This is a genomic window from Mailhella sp. (genome assembly GCF_057866825.1).
Map to the genome: position 1 here is coordinate 1 of NZ_DBMAHT010000200.1, position 2,338 is coordinate 2,338.

Sequence of the window (2,338 nt, forward strand, 5' to 3'; positions counted from 1 at the left end):
GAGACGGTCCAGCGTTCCTTTCCAGGCGACGGACTGTGAGCCGGACGAAGAGAGGGAAAGTTCCATGGTCAGCGGCGAGCCTGCGATGTCCACGCCGGAGACGCGGGACAGAGGAGCCCAGTGCGGAATGCGAATGTTCAGCGAGCCGTCGAGCGCAGGCGGCGTCATGCCCAGAAATTCGGCGACCGTGCCGGAGGGGCGTGGAGAAGCGGTGAAAGGAATCAGGGCCGCAAGGCTTCCCGTGGCGGCGTTGTCCTCAAGACGCAGATCCAGCTTGTCCAGAGAGACGCGCAGGGACGGCGTCCGGCGCTGTTCTTCTACCGCCCAGAGTGTGTCGAGGGAGGTTTTCTGTCCGTTGATGCGAAGATCGGCCCGGGCACGCCCCGTGAGAAGAGGAAGGGGATCGCCTGAGGATGTTTCTTTTTCCGCTTCCGCATGTTCGGATGCCGGGGCGGTGGAAGCCGGGGAAGACCCATTCGTGTCGTCGCCGAAAAGGCCCTGACGCCCGAGTTCCGCGAGCCGCGGCAGATCCGCCGCCATGCGCGGAATGTCGGCGTGGGGGAGCGTCAGCTCAACCTGCGCCTTTTCCAGCAGCGTCTTGTCGATGCGGAGCTTGTCGCTTGAGAGCGACAGCTTGGCGCTGAGCGCCGAGAGGCTTCCAGAGACGTCGCCAGAGAAGCGGGCGTTTCCGGAAAGCTGCGGAATGAGGGCTCCGGCGTCGTCGAACGCGCATTCGGCGTGAACCTTCATGTCGGAGCGGGGAGACAGCAAAGAGCCGTCCGGCAGACGGAGCGCGCCTTGAACGAGCGCCCGGAGGCGCTCCGAAGCGAGATGCAGCGAAGTTATTTCGGCGTTCAGACCATGCTCGTCGCTTCGGGCCATCGCGCCGGATCCCCGCAGCGTGCAGGCTTTTCCGAAAAGCGCGGCAAGCTCCGGCGTTGTCCAGACCATGTCCGCAAGTTCCGCGCTGGCGTAAACTTCAAGTTTCGGTTGAATGTTTTGACGTGTCTGAACCAGAACGCCTGCCTTGAGCGAGCCGTTTTTCTGACCGGCCAGCGCCCAGAGGCTCTCGGATGCCGGGCCGCTTTCCAGCGTGACGAGCGCGGAGCGCAGCATGGCTGCGGCGTCCGGCTCCATCAGGTTGAGCACGGCGTCGGCAGACGCGGAAAGCGCCGTGCGAAGGGAGGCTTTTTCCTGAAGATCGGCCCACAGACTTGCCCGGAGCTGCGAAGGCTCGCCCTTGCCCGTGAGGTGAAACGTGCCGACGGCGTCTCCCGCGCCTTCCGGGAGAAGAGCCAGAAAACCGAGGTCCGAGCCCTGCGCGTCAAGATCGAGCGAGAGGTTGGAGGAAAGCGCGGCTTGAACGACGACAGGTTCGCAGGCTTCGTCGTCGCGGCTCAGTTTCAGCGAGGCCGAAACGCCGTCGCTGCCGATCCGCGTCGCAGCTTCGAGCGACGCCTGCACGGCGTAACCGAACACGGCCTCGCTGAGTTCTGCCCGGAGTATGTTCAGACGCTGTACTTGAAAGGCGGGAAGCCAGCCCGGCCAGTCTTGAAAGAGCGCCCGGATTTCTTTCTGCATCTGCTGTGCCGAAAGCGGAGTCTGCGGCGCTTTTTCCTCGTCGGAGGGCGTGGTTTCCGGCAGGCGCAGCATCTTGGGGGCGTTGAGCGAGATTTCCGCCACGGCGAGCGTTTTCGGCAACTCGCTCCAGTTCATGGAGAGCTCGGCGCTTTCCGCTTCCAGCCACACGCCCTGTTCATCGCAAACGCGTATTCCCGACGCCTGAAAACGGAAAGGCAGCGGACCTTGAACGCCGTCAATGCTGGCGCTGAGTCCGCCGGGCAGGGACTGGAGCGCGCCGTTGATCGTGCGCGTGAGCCAGGCTTCTCCCGCAGAGCTGTGCAGAAAGAGCAGACCGCCGCCTCCGGCCGCCACGAGAAATCCGAACGCTCCGGCAACGCTCCACGCCGTAAGGCGCAGCAGGCGGCGCTTCTTCTTGGCGGGCGCACGGCCGTCGTTTTCCGGCGGAGCGGTCGGGGCATCCTTGGGGGCCAGGTTTTCGTCGTGCTCTTTTTCGTTCATCAGAAGCTCTGCCCGATGCTGATGTAAATCTGATAGTCCCTGTCGTCATGCTTCTTGTCCAGAGGCACGGCGACGTCGAAACGAACGGGACCGATGGGAGTGTAGTAGCGCAGCCCTATGCCCGCGCCCCACTGGAAATCCCGGAACAGTTGAGGAAATTCTTCCTCATAGACCATGCCTCCGTCGAGGAAGGGAACGATGCCCACGTTTTCCGTGACGCGGAAGCGGGCTTCAAGATTGACTTCATGGAACGAGG

At 63.4% G+C, this 2,338-nt stretch carries 2 protein-coding genes; both read right to left on the reverse strand.

Translation table 11 applies throughout. From position 1 onward, the window contains the following. Nucleotides 1–2,082 (reverse strand): translocation/assembly module TamB domain-containing protein (locus ACZM96_RS10640; RefSeq protein WP_489489034.1); only part of this gene is annotated, 2,082 nt, incomplete at its 3' end. Next, nucleotides 2,082–2,338 (reverse strand): BamA/TamA family outer membrane protein (locus ACZM96_RS10645; RefSeq protein WP_489489035.1); only part of this gene is annotated, 257 nt, incomplete at its 5' end. The genes ACZM96_RS10640 and ACZM96_RS10645, both read right to left, overlap by 1 nt.